The sequence below is a fragment of the bacterium genome (genome assembly GCA_021372615.1).
Taxonomy (GTDB): domain Bacteria; phylum Armatimonadota; class Zipacnadia; order Zipacnadales; family UBA11051; genus JAJFUB01.
The window spans coordinates 1-21,831 of the sequence record JAJFUB010000131.1 but is presented as its reverse complement, the minus strand read 5'-3'; the positions used below and the strand labels follow the sequence as shown (position 1 = coordinate 21,831).

At 67.8% G+C, this 21,831-nt stretch carries 19 protein-coding genes; 14 read left to right on the top strand and 5 right to left on the bottom strand.

What is annotated here, in order from left to right; genetic code table 11:
• Positions 1 to 8: 8 nt before the first annotated feature.
• Complete coding sequence (locus LLH23_19320) at positions 9 to 1,919, bottom strand: APC family permease (GenBank protein MCE5240616.1); 1,911 nt, start codon at positions 1,917 to 1,919, stop codon at positions 9 to 11.
• Positions 1,920 to 1,983: 64 nt separating this feature from the next.
• Positions 1,984 to 3,975 carry an APC family permease gene (locus LLH23_19315; protein ID MCE5240615.1) on the bottom strand — a complete coding sequence of 664 codons (1,992 nt, stop codon included), beginning with the start codon at positions 3,973 to 3,975 and terminating at the stop codon, positions 1,984 to 1,986.
• A 194-nt stretch (positions 3,976 to 4,169) separates the two neighbouring features.
• Here LLH23_19315 and LLH23_19310 point away from each other — a divergent pair, with 194 nt between their 5' ends.
• On the top strand, positions 4,170 to 4,952 hold the full coding sequence (locus LLH23_19310; protein ID MCE5240614.1) for a hypothetical protein: 783 nt from the start codon (positions 4,170 to 4,172) through the stop codon (positions 4,950 to 4,952).
• A gap of 200 nt (positions 4,953 to 5,152) precedes the next feature.
• Positions 5,153 to 6,313, top strand: a complete 1,161-nt coding sequence (gene ftsZ, locus LLH23_19305; GenBank protein ID MCE5240613.1) for a cell division protein FtsZ — start codon at positions 5,153 to 5,155, stop codon at positions 6,311 to 6,313.
• A gap of 73 nt (positions 6,314 to 6,386) precedes the next feature.
• On the opposite strand, the gene LLH23_19300 is transcribed toward ftsZ, so the two are convergent.
• The 3 genes from LLH23_19300 to LLH23_19290 all read right to left on the bottom strand — a co-directional run bounded on the left by LLH23_19300 (position 6,387) and on the right by LLH23_19290 (position 9,676).
• Positions 6,387 to 7,583, bottom strand: a complete 1,197-nt coding sequence (locus LLH23_19300; GenBank protein ID MCE5240612.1) for a glycosyltransferase family 4 protein — start codon at positions 7,581 to 7,583, stop codon at positions 6,387 to 6,389.
• Entirely contained in the window at positions 7,562 to 8,722 is a 1,161-nt protein-coding gene (locus LLH23_19295; GenBank protein ID MCE5240611.1) for a glycosyltransferase family 4 protein, read from the bottom strand. The genes LLH23_19300 and LLH23_19295 overlap by 22 nt, the downstream gene beginning before the upstream one ends.
• Positions 8,723 to 8,827: 105 nt before the next feature.
• A complete protein-coding gene (locus LLH23_19290) occupies positions 8,828 to 9,676 on the bottom strand; it encodes a sugar phosphate isomerase/epimerase (GenBank protein ID MCE5240610.1) in 849 nt (282 codons plus the stop codon).
• A 122-nt stretch (positions 9,677 to 9,798) separates the two neighbouring features.
• Between LLH23_19290 and holA the strand changes: the two genes are divergently transcribed.
• The 12 genes from holA to LLH23_19230 all read left to right on the top strand — a co-directional run bounded on the left by holA (position 9,799) and on the right by LLH23_19230 (position 21,813).
• Positions 9,799 to 10,836, top strand: a complete 1,038-nt coding sequence (gene holA, locus LLH23_19285) for a DNA polymerase III subunit delta (GenBank protein ID MCE5240609.1) — start codon at positions 9,799 to 9,801, stop codon at positions 10,834 to 10,836.
• A gap of 120 nt (positions 10,837 to 10,956) precedes the next feature.
• Entirely contained in the window at positions 10,957 to 12,918 is a 1,962-nt protein-coding gene (locus tag LLH23_19280) for a glycosyltransferase family 39 protein (protein ID MCE5240608.1), read from the top strand.
• Positions 12,915 to 14,342 (top strand): glycosyltransferase family 39 protein, encoded by a 1,428-nt coding sequence (locus LLH23_19275; protein MCE5240607.1) that lies wholly within the window; start codon positions 12,915 to 12,917, stop codon positions 14,340 to 14,342. Before LLH23_19280 ends, LLH23_19275 begins: the two co-directional genes overlap by 4 nt.
• The gene (locus LLH23_19270) at positions 14,342 to 15,145 is read left to right on the top strand and encodes an NTP transferase domain-containing protein (protein ID MCE5240606.1); all 804 of its coding nucleotides are present in this window, start codon (positions 14,342 to 14,344) and stop codon (positions 15,143 to 15,145) included. The genes LLH23_19275 and LLH23_19270 overlap by 1 nt, the downstream gene beginning before the upstream one ends.
• Positions 15,138 to 16,121, top strand: a complete 984-nt coding sequence (locus LLH23_19265) for a GDP-mannose 4,6-dehydratase (protein ID MCE5240605.1) — start codon at positions 15,138 to 15,140, stop codon at positions 16,119 to 16,121. The genes LLH23_19270 and LLH23_19265 overlap by 8 nt, the downstream gene beginning before the upstream one ends.
• On the top strand, positions 16,105 to 16,842 hold the full coding sequence (locus LLH23_19260) for a glycosyltransferase family 2 protein (GenBank protein ID MCE5240604.1): 738 nt from the start codon (positions 16,105 to 16,107) through the stop codon (positions 16,840 to 16,842). Before LLH23_19265 ends, LLH23_19260 begins: the two co-directional genes overlap by 17 nt.
• A 21-nt stretch (positions 16,843 to 16,863) precedes the next feature.
• Positions 16,864 to 17,460, top strand: a complete 597-nt coding sequence (locus LLH23_19255; GenBank protein ID MCE5240603.1) for a hypothetical protein — start codon at positions 16,864 to 16,866, stop codon at positions 17,458 to 17,460.
• A gap of 86 nt (positions 17,461 to 17,546) precedes the next feature.
• The gene (locus tag LLH23_19250) at positions 17,547 to 18,107 is read left to right on the top strand and encodes a hypothetical protein (GenBank protein MCE5240602.1); all 561 of its coding nucleotides are present in this window, start codon (positions 17,547 to 17,549) and stop codon (positions 18,105 to 18,107) included.
• Between the two features lie 74 nt (positions 18,108 to 18,181).
• Positions 18,182 to 18,901, top strand: a complete 720-nt coding sequence (gene lptB, locus LLH23_19245) for an LPS export ABC transporter ATP-binding protein (GenBank protein ID MCE5240601.1) — start codon at positions 18,182 to 18,184, stop codon at positions 18,899 to 18,901.
• A 9-nt stretch (positions 18,902 to 18,910) separates the two neighbouring features.
• A complete protein-coding gene (locus tag LLH23_19240) occupies positions 18,911 to 19,993 on the top strand; it encodes an LptF/LptG family permease (GenBank protein ID MCE5240600.1) in 1,083 nt (360 codons plus the stop codon).
• Between the two features lie 70 nt (positions 19,994 to 20,063).
• Entirely contained in the window at positions 20,064 to 21,443 is a 1,380-nt protein-coding gene (locus LLH23_19235; protein MCE5240599.1) for a DUF3084 domain-containing protein, read from the top strand.
• Positions 21,418 to 21,813 carry a hypothetical protein gene (locus LLH23_19230; GenBank protein MCE5240598.1) on the top strand — a complete coding sequence of 132 codons (396 nt, stop codon included), beginning with the start codon at positions 21,418 to 21,420 and terminating at the stop codon, positions 21,811 to 21,813. Before LLH23_19235 ends, LLH23_19230 begins: the two co-directional genes overlap by 26 nt.
• The last annotated feature ends 18 nt before the right edge of the window (positions 21,814 to 21,831 follow it).

The window sequence follows — 21,831 nt, the reverse complement described above, 5'->3', positions numbered from 1 at the left end:
CAACGCCTTCATGGACGACCATCGTTAGGTTCGCCCTCAGCCGGCGCGGGTCCTGCCGACGGCGCGGCAGGCGGCGTGTCCTCGGCGAGCGCGTGGCGTACTGTAATGAGAACCGCGTTGGGACGCGAGCGCAGGGCGAAGGAGAGAAGGATGGCGGATTGGTTGTGCAGGAAAGCGTGGCGCCAGTGCTGCGGGACGAACTCCGGGATGATGACAGCCACGAACGACTGCGGGTCGGCCGCCAGGAGGGCATCCACATAGTCCAGCAGCGGCCCGCTCAGGGACCGGTATGGCGAATCCACGATCTCCAGCGGGATGTCGAGATCAAGCTGCCCCCACTGCTGCTTGAGCTTCTCGGCCTCTTCGGGGTTGGTGGCGATATGCACGGCCCGGGCAGGGGTGTGCAGCCCGGCCGCAAACCGCAGGGCCCGGATGACGCCCTTGTGCAGGCCGGCCACGGGGATGATGACCGTTGTGGGCCGCACGGGCACCTTCTCGATCTTGTCCAGCTTCAGCAGGCGCCCCACCCCGGCGTAGTGCTGCTTGATGGCCCGGAACTCCAGCACCAGCAGCGGCAGCAGCACTGCCACCATCCACGCGCCATGGGTGAACTTCACCATCAGAATGACACACAAGACGACACAGGTCGTGACGGCGCCGATGCCGTTGATGACCATGCCCGCCTGCCAGCCGGGCTCGCGCTTCCGCCACCAGCGGACCACCATGCCGGTCTGCGACAGGGTGAACGCGAGGAACACGCCGACCGCATACAGAGGGATGAGGTAGTGGGTCAGGCCCTGGAAGAGCAGTACCAGCACGCTGGCGGCCAGTGCCAGGATGATGATGCCATTGCTGAAGACCAGGCGGTCGCCCAGGTGAGCAAACTGGCGCGGCATGAAGCCGTCGCGGGCGAGCAGGGAGCTGAGCCGGGGGAAGTCGGCGAAGCTGGTGTTGACCGCCAGGAACAGGATCATGGCGGTGGCGGCCTGGATGACGTAGTAGACCAGCCCCCGGCCAAAGACCAGGGCCGCGATCTGCGACACCACCGTCTCCTTGAGGGTCGGGTCGGGCACGATATGGTAAGCATGTGCCAGCCAACTGATGCCGATGAACATCGTGAACAGCAGCGCGGCCAACGCCGTCATGACCCTGATGGCGTTATGCGCCGCGGGTTCCCGGAAGGCCCGCACGCCGTTAGCGACGGCCTCGATGCCGGTGAGAGCGGCGCAGCCCGACGCAAACGCCCGCAGGATGAGGAAGAAGGTCAAGGCGTGGAGTTCCTCGCGCTGGCCCCACTCCATCAGCCAGTCCGAACGCGCCCCCTCCGGGATCGGGCCGTGAAGATTGCGGATCAGTCCGGCGGCGATCAGGCCCAGCATGGACAGGATGAACAGGTACGTCGGCACGGCGAAGAATGCGCCCGACTCGCGTGTTCCTCGGAGATTGACCAGGGCCACGAAGGTGATCATCACCAGCGCGATGGCGACCCGGTGTTCGGCCAGACCGGGCGCCGCGGACACAACGGCGGCCACCCCCGACGTGACGCTCACCGCGACGGTCAGGACATAGTCCACCAGCAGCGCCGCCCCGGCTACGAGGCCGGCACGGGTGCCCAGGTTGTCCTTCGCCACAATGTACGCTCCGCCGCCGTCCGGGTAGTGCAGGATGGTCTGGCGATAGGAGAAGGCGACGATGGTGATGAGGATCGCGATCCCGATGGCCGGGTAGATCGAGAGCTGCAGCCCCGCGCTACCGGCCACGACCAGCGCCAATAGCACCTCTTCAGTGCCATAGGCGACCGAAGAGAGAGCATCGGCTGAGAAGACCGAGAGCCCCACGGCAGGACCGATCCGTTCGTGCATCATCCGACTAGTCGCCAGGGGTGTGCCCAGCAGCAGGCGGCGCAGTGAATGCGGCATCGGCTATTGCTCCTCCAGGAGTGCGTCAACAGTACGGGAAGTGGGGACGGCGATTGCCCTGTGGCTAGTCGGTGGCGGAGGGCGGCGGATCGTCCTCCGAAGGTCCCGCCGCCGCGACCCCTGTGCTGCCTGGCGGGGGCGCAGCGGCCGGGGCGGGGGCAGTATCAGGCGCCTGGACCGGCGCCCCTGAGGCGGCCTCGGGGCGGTTGGACTCCTGCTTGGCGCGCGCAGCCTCACTGAGCAGGTAGCGGATGGAGATGAGGACCGCGTTGGGCCGCGAGCGCAGGGCGAACTGCAACAGCACGGCCGACTGGTTGTGCAGCACCGCGTGGCGCCAGTGCTGGGGGACGAACTCGGGGATGACGACCGCCACGAAGGCTTCCGGGTCGGCTGCGAGGGCCGCGTCCACGTAGTCCAGCAGCGGCGCGGCCAGCGAGCGGTAGGGCGACTCCAGGATGACAAGGGGGATGTCTACCTGCAGCTTCTCCCACTGTTTCTTCAGCTTCTCCGCCTCATCCGCCAGTGTCGCCACATGCACCGCCTGCACGGGGCAATTGAGGCCCACAGCGAAGCGCAGGGCCCGCAGCACGCCCTTGTGCAGGCCCGCCACCGGGACGATCACGCGGGTGGGGCGCACCGGCAGCTTCTCGATGACGTCCAGGCGCAGCAGCTCGGCCACGCCGGCGTAGTGCCGGTGGGTGGAGATGAACTGGAAGACCATCACAGGGAGGAACAGGGCCACCATCCACGCCCCGGCCATGAACTTGACAGCCAGAATGATCGAGAGAACCAGGCAGGTGGTCAGGGCCCCCACGCTGTTGACGATCAGGTTCAGTTGCCAATGCTGTCCCTTCAGGCGCAGCCAGCGGACCACCATGCCCGTCTGCGAGAGGGTAAAGGCCAGGAAGACGCCCACTGCGTACAGCGGAATGAGCGCGTGGGTCAGCCCGCCGAAAATGATGACCAGCGCGATGGCCGCGCTTCCCAGCAGGACGATGCCGTTACTGTAGACCAGGCGGTCGCCGAGGTGAGCCAGTTGGCGCGGCACGTAGCCATCGCGGGCCAGCAGCGACAGCAGCCTCGGGAAGCCGGCGAAGCTGGTGTTGGCCGCCAGGAACAGGATGACGGCCGTCGAGAACTGGACCACCATGTAGATCGGGCCGCGCCCGAAGACCGCCTCGGCGATCTGTGACACGACCGTCTCGCGGGCGTGGGGATCGGGCGTGACATGATACACGTGTGCGAGCCAACTGATGCCGATGAACATCACGAATAGGAGCGCCGCCAGGGCCACCATGACCTTGACGGCGTTCTGGGCGGAGGGCGTGCGGAAAGCCTGCACGCCGTTGGCGACCGCCTCGATGCCGGTCAGGGCCGCGCAGCCGGAGGCGAACGCCCGGAGCACTAGAAAGAGCGTCAGCGGCGCCGGCACCGCGGGCAGCCACGCCGGGTTCATGACCTCCGGCACCGGTGGGTAGGCAGTACGCACGAGCCCGACGGCGATGAGTGCGAGAATTGAGAAGATGAACACGTACGTCGGCACGGCGAAGAAGAACCCCGACTCGCGGGTGCCGCGCAGGTTGACCAGGGCGACGAACGCAATGACGACTACCGCGAGCAGCACACGGTACTCGAGTAGAGCCGGACAGGCCGAGATGACGGCCGCGACCCCCGAAGTGACGCTCACAGCCACGGTGAGGATGTAGTCCACCAGCAGTGCAGCACCGGCGATGAGACCGGGCATCACCCCGAGGTTCTCGCGAGCCACGATGTATGCGCCGCCGCCATCGGGGTAGGCCAGGATCGTCTGGCGGTACGAGAAAGCCACGATGCAGATGAGAATGGCGATGGCGATGGCGGGGTAGATGGACACCTGCAGCCCGGCGACGCCCGCCAGCGCCAGGGCCAGGAGCACCTCCTCGGTCCCGTAGGCGACGGAGGACAGCGCGTCAGCGGAGAACACGGAAAGCCCGACCACGGGGCCGATGCGCTCATGCGTCATGCGGCTGGTGGCCAGCGGTGATCCGATCAGCAAGCGGCGCAACGAATACGGCATGAGTTGACCTCAGTGGGAACAGATCGCCCCGGGCGCGGACGCTGCGACGGCTTGCGGGGGATGAACAGGCGGAATTGTAGCGCACGGACCGCTTCGACGCAACTTCCGCGAGACCCGCCGTTGCGGGCAGGTCCTCCTGCCCCACGTCTCGAAGGAGCCACGCCTCTCCTACTATGTAGCACAGGATGGTTCGCATGCGCAGGAGCAAGATACTCGAGGTCATTCGCGGGGGCGGCGTCGCCCTCATCACCAACCCCAGCTTCACCTACTCGTGGCGTCTGACGGAGATGGCCGCCCGGATGGGGTTCGATGGCGTGTGGGTGGACATGGAGCACCGCGACTTCAGCTACCAGGACGCAGCGGTGATGACGCTGGCAGCCCGCGCGGGTGACTGCGACTCGGTGGTCCGCATCCGCAAGGACTCCTATGCCGACTACTTCCGCCCGCTTGAGGACGGCGCCGCCGGCATCATGGTCCCGCACATCAAGACAAAGGCCGAGGCCGAGTTCGCCGTCTACAACGCCAAGTATGCGCCGGTGGGCCGGCGGGGCATGGATGGCGTCGGCGCCGACACGCTGTTCGGCCTGCACGAGGACGACCTGGCGGGCCTCAACCGCGAGACCTTCATCCTGGTGCAGATCGAGGACTACGAGGGTGTGGACGTCATCGAGGAGATCATCGGGGTGGACGGCATTGACGGTATTCTGGTGGGGCCGGGCGATCTGTCGCAGAGCTATGGCGTGGCCAAGCAGTACCGCCATGAGAAGGTGCTGGCGGCGCAGGAGCGGGTGGGGCAGGCCTGCCGCGCGGTGGGCAAGTGGTGGGGGGCGCCGGGGCTCAACCCCGAGCACACGCGCTGGCTGATCGAGCGCGGGGCGCAGTTCATCGCCCTGGCCTCCGACTATGGCATCCTGTTTCAGGGCTTCCGCAAGACCCTGGACGACTTCCGGGATTTGCTCAAAGACATGGGGCGGTGATCCGCAGAAGCGGAATGCTCTGCAAAATGTTGCCAGACCATGAAGGTGTGGATGGCAACGACGGGCAATCTCCCGCCCGTGGCGGCTTGTTTCGTTGACACCGTTCTAGGCCGCAACTATAATTGCTTCACTTCGCTGCCACGGTCCACGTGACTTGTCGGTCCCCGAAGCCCTGATCAAGTAAGGAGGCGCCGGAGTCCATGCTCAGGCCCAATGTGGAGGAATACGCCAAGATCCGAGTGGTGGGTGTCGGCGGCGGTGGCTCGAATGCCGTGGACCGGATGATTGAGTCCGGACTCATGGGTGTGGAGTACCTGGCGGTCAACACCGACAACCAGGTGCTTGACCTGTCGGCGGCGGACTGCAAGCTGCAGATCGGCGCCGAGCTGACCCGCGGTCTGGGCACCGGCGGCAACCCCGAGCTGGGCCGCAAGGCCGCCGAGGAGAGCCGTCAGGACATCATGATCGCCCTCGACGGGGCCGACATGGTGTTCATCACCGCTGGGATGGGCGGCGGCACCGGCACGGGCGCCAGCGCCATTGTGGCGGAGATCTCCAAGGAGCTGGGCGCCCTCACGGTTGCCGTCGTCACCAAGCCCTTCTCCGTCGAAGGCAAGAAGCGCACCAAGCTGGCTGAAGAGGGCCTGGCGCGCCTGAAGGCCAACGTGGACACCCTCATCGTCATCCCGAATGATCGCCTGCTGTCCCTGGCCGAGAAGGAACTGACGCTCAAGGAGGCCTTCGCCTTCGCGGACACCGTGCTGCAGCAGGGCGTCAAGGGCATCAGCGAAGTCATCGTTGTGCCGGGTCTCATCAACCTCGACTTCGCTGACGTGCGCGCCGTGATGGCGGACGCCGGGACGGCCATGATGGGCATTGGCGAATCCTCCGGCCAGAACCGGGCCACCGACGCCGCGCAGGCCGCGATCAACAGCCCGCTGCTGGAGACCAGCATCGCCGGCGCCGGCGCCGTCCTGCTCAACGTCACGGGCGGTCCCGACCTGACGCTCGACGAGATCCATGCCGCCGCGCGCATCGTGCAGGAAGCCGCCAGCGGCGACGGCGATGAGACGGACCTGACCCTCGGCGCGGTGATTGACGACAAGATGGAGGGCACCGTGCGGATCACGGTGCTGGCGACCGGCTTCGAGCAGCGCGAGCCCGCCGCGGAAGCCCCGGCGACGAAGGAAGCGGCTGCCTCGAGTCCAGCCTCAGCGCCCGCGGCAGCGGCCACGGCCGCCCCCGCCCAGCCCGAGACCGCGTCCGAACAGACCCAGCCACGCCGCGCTACCCCGTACCAGGAAGAGCCGACCTACGACGAGGACGACATAGACATCCCGGCCTTCCTCCGGCGCCGCTAGACGTGGGCTAACAGAAACGACACGAGCCGCGATCATCCTGGTCGCGGCTCGTTGCATCTCCTGGAGACCTGTCCTAGCGCCCGAGGATCTCCTCGTAGACCTCCTGCACCTCGCGCGCGACGCGCCGAATGTCGTAGTAGCGGTTGGCCCGCCGCCACCCGTTCTGCCCCATCTCATGCGCGAAGCGCCGGTCGGCCAGCAGGCGGCTGATGGCGTCGGCGAGGTGCCGGGTCTGGCCGGGCTCGATCAGCAGGCCGCAGACGCCGTCGCGGATCACTTCCGGCACGCCCCCGCTGCGCATCGCGACGACAGGCTTGGCCGCCGCCATGGCCTCGACGAGCGCGCGCCCGAAGGGCTCGTTGATGGAGGGCAGCACGAAGACATTACAGAGACGCAGCAAGTCAGCGATGTCGGTGCGGAACCCGAGCCACTGCACGCAGTCTCCCAGCGACAGCGCTTCGGCCCTGGCGCGCAGGTCCTGCTCGTAACTCTTCTCCCAGAAGGTCGTCGTGCCCACCACCAGGAGTCGGGCCCGGGGACGCTGCTCGCGCACGAGTTGCATTGCCTGCAGCAGCATCTCGTGCCCCTTCCAGGGCGTGAGGCGCCCCACCACTAGAACGACCTCGTCCTCAGGGCCGAGCCCCAACTCCTGCTGCAGCGCGCCCGACGGCTGTCCCGGCCAGAACTTGTCCAGGGGAATGCCGTTCTGAATGACGCGCAGGTGCAGCAGGTGGCGCAAGGGGTGGAACTGCTCCGCGACGGCCTCGGAGATGGCGATGATGTAGGGCTTGAAGGAGCGCGCCGTCTGCAGCAGCCACTTGCGCGCCGGGGGTTCGGTCAGGATGTCGCGCACATGCCACACGAGCGGGACGCGCGCCAGCGTGGCGGCAAAGCCGCCCAGCAGGTGGCTCTTGAGGGCGTTGGTGTGCACCAGGTCCGCCCGCTGCTCGACGATGGCGCGGCGCAGTTCGGCTACTGGCCGCCGCGAGGCGATCAGGTGGTCATATGAGGCGATGACACCGGGCTTCAGCTCATCGCGCTTGGCGACCAGCAGCGGCGAGGGCGTGAGGACCGGGAGACGGGGGACATCGGCCAGCTCCACGCGGTCCGCCCAGTGCGCGCCCGCGGTGTGCAGCAGGAGCGGCTGGTAGCGGCGCCGGTCCAGGCGCGGCAGCAGCTCGAGCAGACTCTGCTCGGCCCCGCCGATGTCCTCGGCCTGGTCCACGAACACAATGCGCCGCGCCTGTCTCAGCTTGCTCTTGGCTGACATAGCTCCTCGAACGCGGCGTCCACGCGCCGCGCCACTTGCCCCCATGCGAATTGCGTGCGGGCGCGCTCCTGACCGTAGCGACCCATGGCGCGCGCCGCCTGAGGGTCGCCCAGCAGGCGCTCAATCGCCTGCGCGAGGGCCCTCGGATCGCGCGGGGGTACCAGCAGCCCGCTGCACCCCTCCTCGATGGCGTCGGGGATGCCGCCGGTGCGGCTGCCGATCACGGGCGTCCCGCAGCAGTTCGCTTCCAGATACGTCAGCCCAAAGCCTTCGGTCGGCTTGCCGGGGATGTCATAGCTGGGCATGACCATGGCGTCGGCGAGCGTGTAGTAGCCGCACAGCTCGTCGTCACCGGCACGGCCGGCCATGATGACCTGGCCCTGCAAGCCGTTCGCGACGATGCCCTGCTCCAGCCGGGCGCGGAACTCGCCCTCGCCGACGATCAGATAGGCGACGTCCGGGAACCGCTGCTTCACCGTCCGCAGGGCCTGCATGACCGTCAGGTGTCCCTTGCGGGGGACCAGGCGGGAGACGGTCAGCAGCACGGGCCGTCCCTGCAGGCCGAAGCGCTCCCGCAGCCGCGCCGCGGTGGTCGGGTCCGGCTGGAATAGCTCACTCTCGATGCCGCAGCCGACCATACGGATGTGCGACGCGGGGGCAAAGCCCCGGCGGAAGCTGTCCGCGGCATAGCTGCTGATGGCGAAGCAGAGGTCGGCGCGGGTGAGTAGGTAGCTCTGCAGCGCCCACTTGATGACATTGGCGGCGTGCAGGATGAACTCGCGGTCGTGGCCGAACACGCCCCACGGCACGCCCAGCCGCCGCGCCGCCTGCAGGGCCCCCAACCCTTCGGGCGACCACTTCGTCGCGACGATGCCCCTCAGGGGCCGGCTGAGGCCGTTGGCAAGCGCGAGGGCCTGATCGCGCATGCGCTGCGTCGTCCGCAGCTTGCTCAGGCCCCCGGGAATGCGGGTCACCGGCACCTGTGCGGCGGCGTCATGCTCCTGCCAGCCCGACGACTCCGTGGCCACCACGTGCACCTCCCGCCCCAGGGCCTGCAGGGCCAGCGCGAGGTTGCTGTGGTAACGCTGGATGCCGCCGGTCTGGGGCGGGTAGTCGGTGGCGAAGAGAAGGTAGCTCATGGCAATGGAACGCGGGCTTTCCAGCCCGCGGTTGGGATGGCACGGCGCGGGCTGGAACGCCCGCGCTCCTACGGCTGTCGGCTGGAAGCCGGCGCTCCTACGGCACTAGGCCCAGCCGATGCCCTCGAGGACCCACCGGAAGTACTCGATGTCGGCCTTGGCGAAGAAGTCGCGGTCGCCCTGGCGTGGGGCCTCGAGACAGATCGGGCTGCGATTCCCCGTGTCCTTGAGCGTCTGGGCCCACACGCGGTTGTCAATCACACCGTCGGACAACCCGCAGACGATGTAGCCGCCCGTCGAGGGCTTGAAGATGTTCTTAAGGTGGTTGTAGTAGACCTTGTCGCCCAGGATGCTGAGCGCGTCACGCAGCGGCTCGCCGTTCTTGTTGAGCACGATGTTGCCCATATCCAGGTTCGCGCCGATCGCGGGCGAGCCGATGCGCCGCAGGAACTCGGCAGTGGGCTTGGCGAGGTCGTGGATGTAGCCGTTATGGGTCTCGAAGGCCATGCGGACGCCGAGTTCCTCGGCGACGGCGCCCAACTGCTGGAAGCCCTCCACCGCCCAGGCCCACTGCTCCCACGTCGCGGCCCCCGAGCCGTGCTTGTCAAACTCGGTGTAGGGAATGCCGGCGACGGTCAGTGAGCCGGCCATGGTGTTGAACAGCTTCACGCCGATGGCCGCGGCCTTCTTGAGCAGGTCGGTGGACTGCTCCACGGCGGCGGCACGCTCGTCAGCCTTGGGGTTGTTGAGGTTGCAGGGGCAGGCCATGACGACGCAGAGGCCGGTGCGGGCCATCTCCTTCTTGACCTGGGCGACGTACTTGGCCGGCGTCAAGCCCTCGCGCGTGCCGCGCAGCTCCACGCCGTCGTAGCCGTAGAACTTGGCCTCGTCGAACAGCGTGCTAAGTGAGTAGCCAGCCTCGAAGTAGTTGATGTGCATGAGCACGTCAGGCATGATCGGGGTCCTCTCCAGTCAGATAGGAGTGTCTTCCCTGCAGTCGCGACGGGTTCCTTCTTCTTGCCTTCGTCCCACCCCGGCATTACAATCAGGTCCAGTCGCTTCGCCAGGAGATCGCCGTGCCAGACCCCGCTCGACCACTCATCGTCCTCCACAGTGCCTCGTATGTCCTCAAGCGCCGCGAGCTACAGCGCCTGGTTGGCGAGTTACTGCGGCCGGAAGACCTGGAGTATTCGCTCGAGCAGTACTGGGCGGGCGAGGACAAGCTGGAGGTCATCGCCGCCGCCATCCCGTCGGCCTCGCTGCTGGCGGATGAGCGGGTGGTTGTCGTGCACGAGCTGCAGGCGGTGGGCGCGAAGGACCAGAAGCTGCTGACGCGCCCGCTGGAGAACACGCCGCCGGGCACGACGGTCATCATCACCACCGCCCCCAAGAGCGATCGGGACAAGAAGAAACCCCCGCTGGCCGCGGAGCTGCTGAAACTGGCGCAGAAGGTGGGGGAGGTGCGCCAGCTCGCCGAGCCAGGCGACCGGCAGATCGCCGGCTGGGTGGCCCAGGAAGTCGCCGGCTACGACAAGCAGATCGACCGGGCGGCGGTCGAGACGCTGGTGAACACGACCGGCAGCGATGTGGATCGTCTGGCCAATGAGATCGCCAAGCTGGCGGTCTACGTGGGGGCGGCGCCGCTCATCACCATCGCCGATGTCCAGGCGGCCTCGTCCGCCGGTGATGATCGCGGCGTGTTCGACCTCGTGGACGCCATCGGCCGCCGCGATGCGCCGACGGCCATTGACATCGTCCGTACGCTCATGCCCGCCGGGACCAAGCGCGGGGCCGCCATCGGGATTCTGGGGATGATCGCCCGCCAGGTTCGCCTGCTGTGGCAGGCCGTCTACGCGCTCAAGTTCTGCCGCTCCCTGGACAGCCTCCCCGACGAGATCAAGGCCGCCTTCCCTGAGGACACCTCGCTGGCCACGGCCCATTCCTTCGTGCAGGGGAAGCTGGCCGCCCAGGCGCGGAACTTCACCGAGCCCCAACTGGCGCGGGCGATGGTGCGGCTGTATGAGACCGACCTGGTGCTCAAGGGCATGTCCGATCAGAAGGCGGATGAGCGCACGGTGTTGGAGTGTCTGGTGGTATCGTTATGTCAAAAGTGAACGATGAACTCCCGATGTGGGTGCAGATCGTCGGGGGCCTCTGGTGCCTGCTGGCGGTGATCCTGTTCATCCGCCAGATCATGGTCGCCTATCTGGCGGCCCTCACGGGCGGATAGCGTCTTGGGCTTCCTGATCTTCCTTATCATCACCTGTGTAGCCGTGCCCGTCGGGGCGCAGTTGCTGCGCCTGACGCGCCTGGCGCCGGAAGCCCTTCCCGAGCGACTGCTCAGCGGCGCCGCCGTCGGCACCGTGCTCATCGGCTACGGGACGCTGGCTCTGGGCCTGGCGCACCACCTGACCGCCTGGTCCGCCGCCGTGATGCTGGCCGTGTTCGCGGTGGCCGGACTGGGGAACTGGGACCTGCTGTGGGAGGGGCTGCTGCGGGTCCTGAGCAGCTTCCTGCGGGCCTTCCGGTCGGAGTTCCACGCGCCCCTGGCGGCGATTCTACTGCTGCTACTGCTCGGCTCGCTCATCACCGCCCTGGAGCCCCCCGCGGGGCGGGACTTCGACGGGCTCGCCGAGCATCTCGCACAGGCCTCGTTCTACGCCCGCCACCACGAAGTCGTCCCGCTCTGGCATGACCACCACTCGCAGTTCCCGTCGAACATGCAGATGCTCTACAGCCTGGGCCTGCTGTATGGCTCGGCGACCGCCGCCAAGCTCTGTCACTGGTTCCATGGGCTCATCGCCCTGTTTGCGGTGTTCCTGATCGGGCGCCGGTTCCTGGGGTCACGCACATGCACGGCAGGGATGCTGGTGCTGGCCACCTGTCCCATGTTTGTGTGGCTGGCCAGCGTGGCGTATGTGGACCTGGCGCTGCTGGCGTACGTCCTGCTGGCGGTGTTGGCCTTCCTGCACTGGCGCGAGAGCGGGCGGACGCCGGACCTGGTGCTGGCCGCGTTGCTGGCCGGCTGCTCCATGACCGTGAAGATGCAGGGATTGGCCGTCTTCGGGGTGCTGATGGCCGCCTCGCTGCTGGTGAAGCCCGCGGGCGCCAATGGGGGCGTGTCGTTCCGGACACGCCTGGTGCGCACGGCCTTCGCCACGATGGTCGGCCTGTGCCTGGCCGCCCCCTGGTATGTGCGCAGCGCCGTGAACACCGGCAATCCCTTCTACCCGTTCGCCTACGGGGTGTTCGGGGGCAAGCACTGGTCGGCCGACCGGGCACTGGCCTACCAGCGGCACCAGCTCGAGTTCGGCCTGGGGGAGCTGCCGCCACAGACCGAGTTGGACGCCATGCCGCGCTGGAAGCGGCTGCTGGCGGGCCCCAGAGAGCCCTGGAAATGGCTGTTTGCGCCCCTCGGGCTGACGTACCTGCCCTCGGAGTATGAGGTGAACCTGGGGGCGCTGCAGAACCTGCTGATGACCTCCATCGGCCCCCTGTGGCTGGCGCTGCTGCCGCTGCTGCTTCTGCTGCGACCGCGCCCGCCGGCCGTCCGGCTGACCTGCTGGCTCTTCCTCCCGATGTGGCTCTGGTGGTTCGTGTCCATGCAGCTCGGGCGCTATCTGCTGCCGATGCTGGCGATCCTCGCGCCGGCGGCGGGATATGTGATCGTGCGGTATACGCGCGGCGGGCGCCTGGGCTCGTACTTCGTCATCGCGGCGATCGGGCTCCAGTCGGTGGCGACCCTCGGTGTCGTCGCCATGCTGGCGGTGCCGGCACTCCCGGTCGTGTTCGGCCTGCAGTCGCGCGAGCAGTACCTGCTGGAGACCCTCGATGTCTACGAGCCCAGCGCGTACATCGCCCAGAACACCCCGCCTGACGCGCGCATCGCGACCTATGGCGAGGTGCGCACCTTCTACTTCAACCGCGATGCCTTCTGGGCCGAGTACGGGCACTCCGACCTGATCCCCTACGACAGCATGAGCGCGCCGTCGCAGCTCATCACCCGCTACCGGGAACTGGGGATCACGCACGTGCTGCTGAATGCCCGGTACCTCCCCGACCTGACCAACTCGCAGGACAAGTCCATGAGTTTGCTGCGCGAGGCCGTCCAGACGGACCTGCTGCAACCCGTGACGACCTTCTCGCTCCACCCGGAGTTCATGCTGTTCGCCGTGGTCGGGGGCAGTAGCCCATGACCGCTTCCAGGCCACCGCTGAAGCTCGGGCTGCTGCCGGTCGCCGTGTTCGTCATCTTCGGGACCATCGCAGCGCTGGTGGTGCCGACGAACTACAGTGACCCGCGCCCGACCCCGCCCGATGAGGCCTGCCACGCCGGGTACGTCATCTGGCTGGCGCGGCACCATACCCTCCCCGTGTTCCTGTCGGCCAACGACAACTACGAGGCCCACCAGCCGCCCCTGTACTACCTGTCGGCGCTGCCGTCTCTGGCCGTGCAGGAGCTGCTGAGCGGCCAGACGGCCACCGAGGCGACCTATGGGCCGGTCGTGGCGCTGCGGCTCTGGAGCGTCCTGGTCGCGGCGGCTGGCGTCTGGCTGGCGTGGCTGCTCGGGCGGCGCGTATTCGCCCAGAGTCGCTTCCTGGCGCTCGCGCCGGCGCTGCTGCTGGCGCTGTGGCCGGGGCGGACGCTGATACTGTCGGCCGTGACCAACGACGGCCTGGCCGAGGCGCTCTGCCTGCTGACGTTCCTGCTCTGTGCTGTCATCGTGGAGGAGGGGCTCACGACGCGCCGTGCGGCGTGGCTGGGGCTGTCCTGGGCGCTCGCGCTCATGTCCAAGAGCACGTCGCTGGCGCTGGCCCCGGTCGTGCTGCTGGCGGTCGTGATGGCCGTCTCCCGGCGAGAGCAGAGCGATGAGGAGCGCGCCACGGCCACGCGGCAGGCGCTGACGGCGCTGGCGATCATCGCCGCAGTGGTCGTCGTTGTCGCCGGCTGGTGGTTTGTGCGCAACCAGATCATCTATGGCGATCCGCTGGCGGCGGCAGTCTTCAACCGTCTGTTCAAGGTGGATCGGGCGACCCCGGAGTACTTCTTCAAGCTCGGGCTGAGCGGAGGCGCGTACTTCTCCCTGGTTGTTATGAATACGGCGCTGAGCTTCTGGGGCGTCTACGGCCAGGCGAACGTGTGGAGCCCCGCGTGGTACTACCTGCTGGGCTTCCTGGTTTGGTTGCTGGTGTTGGCCGGGCTGGTGCGGCAGCGTGTGCGGCCGGTGGAGGTGGGGGAGGGCTCCCCGGAGCCTAGCCCTGCCAGGTCCGGCGGCAAGCGCAGCCCACGCCGTGCCCAGGAGAGCCCTTCGGTCGCAGCGCCTGACTGGCGCCGGCAGGTGTGGACGCTGGCCTGGATCCTGCTCGTCGTTGTCGTCGTGTTCTTCCTGCGCTTCAACACCGAGTTCTACCAGGCGCAGGCCCGCTACCTATTCACGGCGAATGGACCCCTAGCCCTGCTGACGGTACTGGGACTGTGGGACGTGGGGCGGCGCCGCGCCGGACAGTGGGCGGTGGCGCTAGCGCTGGTGGTGGTGCTGGCCATGGCGCTATGGTCCGTGTGCGGCTACGGCGCGCTGGTGGCGGCGCACTACCCGCCACCCTTCGTGGGGAGCATGTGATGAAGATCGCCATTCTGGCCGGGGGACGCGGCACGCGGCTGCTCGGCGGCGAGACCGCCCACCCTAAGGCCCTGTTTGAGGTCGGCGGCCGGCCGATCATCTGGCACATCATGAACATCTACGCCGCGGCGGGCATGACGGACTTCCTGCTGCTGCTGGGCTACAAGGCCGACGAGATCGTGGACTACTTCGTGAACCGCCTGCCGTTCCAGGGGCGGGACTTGAGCCTGACGATCGGGAACGGCGTGGACCGGCACTTCGTCGAGGAGGAGCAGGCGCCCCGCTGGAACGTGACGCTGTGCCACACCGGCCTGGACTCCGAGAAGGGCGAGCGCATCCGCCGCATCCGGGCCCATGTCCAGGACGACGACTGCTTCATGGTGACCTACGGGGACGGTCTGATTGACCTGGACCTGCGGGTGCTCGCCGACTTCCACCGCGCCAGCGGCAAGGTCGCGACCCTGACCGCCGTGCGGGCACGGTCGCAGTTCGGGCACGTGACGCTCAACGGCGCCGACACGGTCACAGAGATGGTGGAGAACCCGTCCTTGCCCGACTGGATCAACGGCGGCTTCTTCGTCTTCAGTCGCGAGGTCTTCGACTGGCTGGAGCCCAACGACCCGCTGGAGACGGGCTGCCTGAGACGGCTGGCGGCGGCGGGGCAACTGGCGGCGTACCGCCACGAGGGCTTCTGGGCGTGTATGGACACCTACAAGGACAACCTGCGGCTCAACGAGTTGTGGGAGAGCGGGCAGGCGCCGTGGCGGCGGCTCGCAGCGACCGAGGGAGCATCGGATGACTGATTGGCAGGGCCGCCGCGTGCTGGTGACGGGCATCTACGGCTTTCTGGCCTCGCATCTGGCCGAGGAGTTGCTGGCCCGTGGCGCCGCGGTCATCGGCCTCTACCGCGACCGGCCGGTGGACAGCTACCTGCAGCTGTCCGGGCTGGAAGAGCGCGTCGCGCTGGTCCAGGGCGACATCACCGACCTGGAGGCCTGCCGACGCATCGTCAATGAGCACGAAGTGCAGGTCGTGTTCCACCTGGCGGCCCAGGCCATCGTCGGCCTGGCGAACCGCTCGCCGTACAGCACCCTGGAATCAAACGTGCGGGGCACGTACACGCTGCTGGAGGCCTGCCGGGAGCTGCGGGAACGGGGCCTCGTGGAGGCTATCGTCGTGGCCTCCAGCGACAAGGCCTACGGCGACCAGCCGGAGCTGCCCTACCAGGAGCAGGCGCCGCTGCTGGGACTGCACCCCTACGACGCCTCCAAGTCCTGCGCGGACCTGCTGGCCCGGATGTTCGCCCACACCTACGGCCTGCCCGTGGCCGTCACGCGCTGCGCCAATCTGTACGGGCCCGGCGACCCGAGCCCCTCCCGCATCGTCCCGGCCACGATGCTGTCGCTGATGCGAGGCGAGCGGCCGATCATCCGCAGCGATGGCTCGCCGCTGCGCGACTACCTCTTCGTCCGCGATGCCGTCGGCGCATATCTGGCCCTGGCGCAGGCGGTGGCCGAGGGGCCGGCGGCCGGGCGAGCGTACAACATCGGCACCGGCGTTCCCGTGTCCGTGTTGGAACTGGTCAAGCAAATCGTCGCTGTCAGCGGCGTGGACCTGCCGCCCGAAGTGCAGAACACCGCCAGCGGCGAGATCGTGCACCAGTACCTCGACGTGCGTCGCGCCGCCGAGGAGATCGGTTGGCGGGCCACAACGCCGCTCGCCGAGGGCCTTGGCGCCACCTACACATGGTACAAGAGCATCCATGACCGACATTCCTGACCCGCAACTTTCCATTGTCGTCCCGGTCTATAACGAGAGGCCCACGGTTCTCGAGGTGCTGCGGCGCGTCCGTGAGTTGCCCATAGCCAAAGAGATCATCGTGGTGGATAACTGCTCTACTGACGGCACGCGCGAGATCCTCCAGGGCCTGCAGTACAACGATGTCCGCGTGGTCCTGCAGCCCTCGAACCTGATGAAGGGCAACTCCGTCCGGCGAGGCATCTCCCTGGCCCAGGGGCAGTACGTCGTGGTCCAGGACGGGGACCTGGAGTACGATCCGAATGACCTGGTGAAGCTCCTGGAGACGATGCAGCAGGAGGGGGTGCTGGCGGCCTTCGGCTCGCGGGTGTTGGGGGCCGAGGCGCGCGGGGAGGCGATGAAGCGCACGATGTTCCGCGTGGGCGGGAAGTTCGTCAACGTGTTCTTCCAGCGCCTGTTCAAAAGCAAGCTGACAGACATCGCCACTTGCTATAAAATGGCCCCGCGCGAGGTGTTGCAGAGTCTGGAGCTGTGCTGCAACGGCTTCGATCTGGACTTCGAGACGGCGGCCAAGCTGGAAATGGAGGCGCGGCGCCGCGGCTTGAAGATCGTCGAAGTACCGATCCACTACAACCCCCGCACCGTCGCCGAGGGCAAGAAGATCCGCTGGCAGGACGGCTGGCGGGCCATCGTGGCCCTGTGGCGGACACGGTGGGGTCGGCAGAAGCCCTGCCGGTCGTAGCACGGCAGAGGCGGAGGCGTCATGTCCAAGCACGTTCCCCTGTTGGTAGTCGCGGCGGTGCTGCTGATCACCGTGGGCGCGATCTACCTCGGCATGAGACATTCCCAAGAGCCGGCCGACACCGCCCCGCCGGGCCCGCCGGCGCCCGTGGCGGAGGCGACCAAGCCGCAGCCGGGCAAGGCTGCGCCGGGCCTGGCGGTCGAGGGGGCGAAGATCGAGCAGCGCGACCCGCAGGGGCAGCTTGAGTGGTCGGTCATCGCCCGGGGCGAGTTGGAGTTCGACAAGGACCAGCAGACCGTCACCGGCCGCAACGTGCAGTTCGAGATGACCAGCAAGGCCAAGATGCCCTGCATCCTGCAGGCCCCCGTGTTCCACGCCGACTACGCGGCGAAGGTGCTGACCTTCGACGAGGGCGTGTACGGGCGGATGACCGAGGGCGGCGCCACCTTCAAGGTCAACCACGTGGTCTACAACTTCAGTACCCAGAAGCTCGTGGGCTCCGGCGGCGCCCGGTTTGTGCAGGGGCAGTATGTGGCCACGGCGCGGGAGATCGTCGTAGACCCGAAGGCCAAGAAGGTGCGCCTGCGCGGCGGCGTGCGCTTCGAGCGCCGCGGTTAGGCCGGCGCCGTAGGAGCGCGGCTCTCCAGAGCCGCCCTCGCGCTCCCGGGCCGGCAGGCAAGTCGCATCACAGCGAGGTGTTCGCGTTGAGCAGAAAGCTGATCGTTTCGGTCCTCGTCGGCCTCATGTTGGTCGCCACCGCGGTGGCCGTGGCCCAGCAGGTCAAGAAGGCGCAGAACGCCGTTGTCACCGCCCAGACCATGGAGTACGACTGGGCGGCGAACACCGTGGACTTTTCCGGCGGGACGAAGCTGGTGCTGACGGGTAACTATGATGCCACGATGGTCGCGCCGACCATGGCGGTGAAGCTCAGCCCCAAGTCCGACCGCGTGCTGTCGGTCGTGGCGGCCGGACCGGTGAACTTCACCATCACCACCAAGCCCGACGCCAGCGGCCAGCGCCGCAAGATCGTGGGCTCGGCCAAGCAGCAGGCCACCTACACCGACGATACGCAGATCGTGAAGCTCATCGGCGGCGCGACGGCCGACCTACTGCCGGTCGAGGGTGAAGGTGGCGCCGGTGCCGAGGGCGGCCTCGCCCGCGCCGAGGCCATCCACTTCACCGGCGAGACCATCACGGCGAACCTGAAGACCAGCAAGCTGACCGTGGACAACGCCAACCTGACGGTGGAAACCAAGACGCAGTAGCCGCGTGGGCGGGCATGGAAGCCGTGTGGGCGGGCGTGTCCCCACGCCCGCGCCCCCGCAACGATCGAGGAACCATGTCTCTAGTCGCCGAGGGTCTCGTCAAGTCATACGGGGGGCGCCGGGTCGTGGACGGCGTCAGCGTCTCGGTGAACCGGGGCGAGATCGTCGGTCTGCTGGGTCCCAACGGGGCGGGCAAGACCACGAGCTTCTACATGATGATCGGGCTGATCCAGAGTGAGGCGGGACGGGTGCTGCTGGACGGCCGCGACCTCGCCGCTCTGCCCATGCATCAGCGCTGCCGCGAGGGCCTGGGCTACCTGGCGCAGGAGCCCTCGGTCTTCCGCAAGCTCAGCGTCCGCGACAACCTCCTGCTGATCCTGGAGATGCAGAACCTGACCGCCCAGCAGCGCCACGAGCGGGCTGATCACCTCATGGAGAAGCTGGGCCTGACGCACCTGGCCAACCGCGCGGGGGTGCTGCTCTCGGGCGGCGAGCGCCGCCGGGTCGAGATCGCGCGGTCGCTGTGCACGAACCCCTCCTTCATTCTCCTCGACGAGCCCTTCACCGGCGTGGATCCCATCGCCATCGAAGAGATCCAGGCCATCGTCACGCACCTGAAGGATGACAACATCGGGATCCTCATCACCGATCACAACGTGCGCGAGACGCTGGGCATCACGGAGCGCGCGTACATCATCTTTGAGGGCCAAATCCGCGTGGAAGGGCTATCCGCCGACATCCCCAATGACCCGCTCGCCCGGAAGTACTACCTGGGCGAGAAGTTCCGGATGTAGTCAGACCTCATGCGCCTGCTTGACCGCTACATCACCAAGGAGTTCCTGGGCCCCTTCCTGTTTGGCATGGGGGCCTTCACGGTCGTTCTGATCGGCATGCAGGTCGCCCCCACGGTGCTCAAGCTCCTCGTGCGCGACCATTTCCCTGCCGGGGCCGTCATGCGCATCTTCTTCCTGCGCCTGCCCCAGGTCTTCGTCTTCTCCTTCCCGATGGCCACAGTGTTCGGCGCGCTGATGGCCATGGCCAACATGTCGGGCAACGGGGAGATCATCGCCGTGCGGGCCGGCGGCGCGAGTCTCCCGCGCGTGGCCACACCGATCCTCGTCATGTCTCTGCTCATCTCGGTGGTGAACCTCGGCTTCAACGAGTCGCTGATGCCGGCGTGCCTGGACGAGGCCTTCAGGATCCAGGGCGAGTACGCCCGACGCAGCAAGCCCATCGAGAACCTCTTCTTCGCGGTGCCGCCGGCCAAGCCGCAGCGGTTGGTGTACGCGCGGCTCTACGACCCCCGGCACATGCGGCTCGAGGACCTGGTCATCATGGAGCTGCGCAACGGCGACTTGTGGCAGACGCTCAAGGCCCAGGAGGCCTCCTGGCAGAACAACGAGTGGGTCCTGAGCAACGTGGAGTACAAGACCCTGGACGCCGAGGGTCGCGAGACGAGCGTCAGCTTCAACGTGCGGGTGCACGACCTGGGCAAGACGCCGCAGGAGCTGGCCAAAAAGCCGAAGATCCTCGATGAGATGAGCCTGCGCGAGCTGTGGCGGGAGCTGGCCAACCGGCGCCGGATGGGTATGGCCTTCCGCCCCTACCAGGTGCAGATCATCCAGTATATCCACATGCACTGGGCGTTGCCGTGGCTGCCCACGTTCTTCGCTTTCGTGGGCATTCCCCTGGGCCTGCGGCCCGCCCGGGCCACTGCCGGCATTGGGTTGGGCCTGTCGCTGGTCATCGCTCTGGCCTACTACGTCATGTTCTACTCGCTGGTCCTGGTCGGGCAGCAGGGCGCGATCCCGTGCGTGGTGGCGGCGTGGCTGCCCAACACGGTGCTCTTTGGAGCCGGCATCGCGCTGTTTGCCAAGGCGCAGTAGGGGCCCTCGGCTCCGCTCTGCGTGCAGGTGACGCCGGCCATCGCCGCGAAATGCCGGACGGTTCCCCATCATGTCCACCTTCGGCTGGTTTGCCCTTATCGTGTTGCCGATCCTGGGCGGTCTCATCGCCTGGGCCGGCGACGTCATCGGCTATCGCCTCGGCAAGGGCCGCCACAGCCTCTTCGGCCTGCGCCCACGCACGACGGCGCGGCTCATCGGCATCGCCGTGGGCGTGGCGCTGCCGCTCATCGGTGTCGGGGCGGCCCTGCTCGGCAGCTCCGAAGCCCGGGACGCCCTGTTTCACATTGACGAGCTGCGCCAGCGCCAGACGGAGCTACTGCAGCAGAACCAGGAGCTGGAAGCGCAGCAGCAGCGCACCGAGGCCCAGGCGCACCGCAGCGAGCAGCGTGCCATGGAGTTGCGCGGCTACCTCACCACCACCCAGAACAGCCTGGGCGAGGCCCGGCAGCATGTCGCGGCCACGAACCGGCAGCTCGGCGCCGCCCAGCAGGAAGTGCGGCGGGCCGCCGGCAGCGCCAGCCGCCTGCGGGGTCTGATCGAGAAGCTCCAGGGGCAACTGGACGGTCTTCAGGACCGCCTGACGGCGCTGAACGAAAGGCTGACGGAGACGTCGGCGCGTCTGGCGGAGAGGCAAGATGAGGTGACCGTGAAGGGGTCGGAGGTCACTGCCCTCCAGGCGCAGGTGGATGGCCTCAAGTCGGACTTCGCCGATGTCATCCGCCTGATCAACAGCCCGGTGGAGCTGGAAACCGGCCACGAGTTGGTGCGCACCATCGTGGAGGTGGGGGATGATCTGGCGGAGACGGAGGACCGGGTGCTGCGGGTGCTGATCACGGCCGGGCAGGCCGCGGCCGGCCGGGGCGCAGAGCCCGGACCGAACGGCCTGGCAGTGCGGCTCATCCGCCCCCTGCCGCCCAACATGCAACCCGGCGGGGCCCTGCCCGATCAGGCCGCCATCGTCGAAGCCTTCTCCAAGCAACTGCAGGCGGCCGGCAAGCGCACCTTCGTCATCGGGGTGCGGGTCGCGCGCCGCATGTACCACGACGAAGTGGCCCCGGTCGGGGTGGAGCTGTGGGCGCTGCCTTACGTGCGGGTGTTTCTCGAGAACCAACTCGTCTACAAGGTCGAGATCGACGGCTCGCTGCCCCGGCCCGAGGTGTTCAAGCAACTGTGGAACCTCGTGACCAAGATCGTCCGGCGCGAGGCGAAGGAGAATGGGCTGCTGGCCGACCCGGTGACCGGTGAATACGGCGGCGTGAACTTCGTGCAGCTCTTCGAGGCCCTCGACGCTGTGACGGCCCACAAGGGCCCCGTGCTCGTCCGCGTCGTGGCGGCCGCCGATACGTACATCACCGACCCGCTGCTCATCCGTATCGAGGTGGGGGAGGAGGGGGCGGAGACGAATGGGCAGGACCGTTCTGGCGATTGATCCCGGTCGGGACAAGTGCGGTCTGGCCCTCGTCACCGACGAGGGCGTCCGTTTTCGCGCCGTCGTGCCGACCGCCGAGATCGGCCTGACGTGCCACTACCTGCTCCAGCAGCAGACCGGGGCGACGGTCATCATCGGGGAGGGGACGGGCGCGCGCGACGTCGTCGCGGCCATCCGCCAGATCGTCCCCAACCTCGCGGTGACGCTGGTGCCCGAGGAGCACTCGACCCTGCGGGCCCGCGCGCGGTACTTCCAGGAGCAGGCCCCCCGCTGGTGGCAGCGTCTCCTGCCCCGCGGGATGTGGACCCCGCCCCGGCCGGTGGACGACTACGCCGCGGTCGTGCTGGCGGAAGACTACCTGAGGCGCTGACGCCGTCGGAGCGCGGGT